This window comes from Gordonia sp. (in: high G+C Gram-positive bacteria), from assembly GCF_049299075.1.
In the GTDB taxonomy this organism is placed as follows: Bacteria; Actinomycetota; Actinomycetes; order Mycobacteriales; family Mycobacteriaceae; genus Gordonia.
This window is the reverse complement of record NZ_JBAQWU010000285.1, coordinates 1-1,959: the sequence shown is the minus strand read 5'-3', so window position 1 is coordinate 1,959 and position 1,959 is coordinate 1. Positions and strand designations below refer to the sequence as shown.

Genomic DNA, 1,959 nt, shown 5'->3' with positions numbered 1-1,959 from the left:
GGCTGTCGGGTCACATGAGCCGCCGAAGTATCAGCGGTCTGCGGCGCCGACGTCGTTCACGCCGTTCGAGGCGCGGGTGCGTGAGTTGCTGGCCGAAACCCCGGATATGCCGGCGACGGTGCTGGCTGAGCGGGTGGGCTGGACCGGGTCGATCCGCTGGTTCCGGGACAATGTCAAACGGGTTCGCGCCGAAGGCACGCGGATCGATCCGGCTGATCGGCTGTCCTGGGCTCCTGGCGATGCTGCTCAGTGCGATCTGTGGTTCCCACCGTACAAGTTCGTGCTCGAGGATGGCTCGCGGTCGTTACTGCCGGTGCTGGTGATGGTTCCGGCGTTCTCCCGGTACATGTACGGCCGGATGATTCCCACCCGAACCAGCAACGACCTGCTGTTGGGGTCATGGGAGCTGCTGGGTCAACTCGGCCGGGTACCGCGCCGCCTGATCTGGGACAACGAGCCCGGGATCGGGCGCGGCAAACCCACCGAGGCCGCGGCGGTGTTCGCCGGGTCGCTGGCGACCAAGATCGTGTTGCTACGCCCACGTGACCCGGAGTCCAAAGGGATTGTCGAGCGCCGTAACGGGTTCTTCGAAACCTCGTTCATGCCGGGCCGCACGTTCAGCTCTCCACCCGATTTCAACGACCAGTTCACCGAATGGCTCGCCACGGCGAACCAGCGTGTGGTGCGTACCCTCAAGGCGCGCCCGGCCGATCTGTTGGCCGCCGACAAGGCGGCGATGCTGGCGTTACCGCCAGCGGTCCTGCACGTGGGCTGGCACAACCAGATCCGGCTGGGCCGGGATTACTACGTGCGCGTGGACACCAACGACTACTCGGTCGACCCCCGGGCCATCGGCGCCCGCGTGGATGTTTCGGCTGATCTGGAGACCGTGAAGGTCCGCCACGGCGACCGCGTGGTCGCTCTCCACCAGCGGCGGTGGGCTCGGCGCATGGTCGTCACCGATCCCGAACACGTGAGGATCGCCGGCACCCTGCGCACCGCGTTCGGCCAGCCCACTATCCGACCCGAGGCCGAGACCATGATGCGTGATCTGGCCGACTACGACCGGGCCTTCGGCCTGGACCCGAAGCAAGTGAGCCACCCATGAACCCACCGATCTCCGACAACGCCGCGATAATCAAACAGATCATTCATCTCGCTGCGGTCCTCAAAGCCCCGCGAATCACCGAATCGGCCGCCCGACTGGCCGACCACGCCCGCGATTCAGGCTGGACCCACGAAACCTATCTCGCGGCCGTCCTGGAACGCGAAGTCGCCGCCCGCAACGCCTCCGGCGCCCGACTCCGGATCCGCGCCGCCGGCATGCCCGCGACCAAAACAGTCGATGACTTCGACTTCGACCACCAGCCCACAGCACGTGGCCCGATCCAGGCACTGGCCTCCGGGGCCTATCTGGCCGAGCATCGCAACGTCGTGCTCCTCGGACCACCGGGCACCGGGAAAACCCACCTAGCCACCGCACTCGGAATGGCCGCCTGCCACCAAGGACACCGCGTCCTCTTCGCCACCGCCACCGAATGGGTAACCCGGCTCAGCGAAGCACACGACCGAGGACGGCTCGCAGCTGAGCTGGCGCGTCTGCGTCGATACGGACTGATCATCGTCGACGAAGTCGGCTACCTACCCTTCGAACAAGACGCCGCGAACCTGTTCTTCCAGCTGGTCTCATCCCGCTACGAACACGCCTCACTCATCCTCACCAGCAACCTGCCATTCAGTTCCTGGGGCACCGTGTTCGGCGACCAAGTCGTCGCCGCAGCGATGATCGACCGCATCGTCCACCACGCCGACGTCATCGCCCTCAAAGGAGCGTCCTACCGGCTACGCGACCGAGGCCTGGAAACACTCCCCAGCATCAAAGCCGAACAAGAAAACCTAGACTAGAGACTGTTCACTTTTGGACCGCCGAAACCGTTCAGGTTTCGACCGCCGCCGACA

2 protein-coding genes are annotated in these 1,959 nt (G+C 65.4%); both read left to right on the top strand.

The window, feature by feature from the left end:
* On the top strand, positions 1-1,108 hold a 1,108-nt coding region (gene istA, locus WAW85_RS08675; protein ID WP_422559215.1), incomplete at its 5' end, for an IS21 family transposase.
* A complete protein-coding gene (gene istB, locus WAW85_RS08670) occupies positions 1,105-1,905 on the top strand; it encodes an IS21-like element helper ATPase IstB (RefSeq protein ID WP_422559214.1) in 801 nt (266 codons plus the stop codon). The genes istA and istB, both read left to right, overlap by 4 nt.
* The last annotated feature ends 54 nt before the right edge of the window (positions 1,906-1,959 follow it).

What these genes read in the sequence shown, in the direction of transcription:
- istB (WP_422559214.1), top strand. Translation starts at nt 1,105, where the DNA reads ATGAACCCACCGATCTCCGACAACGCCGCGATAATCAAACAGATCATT.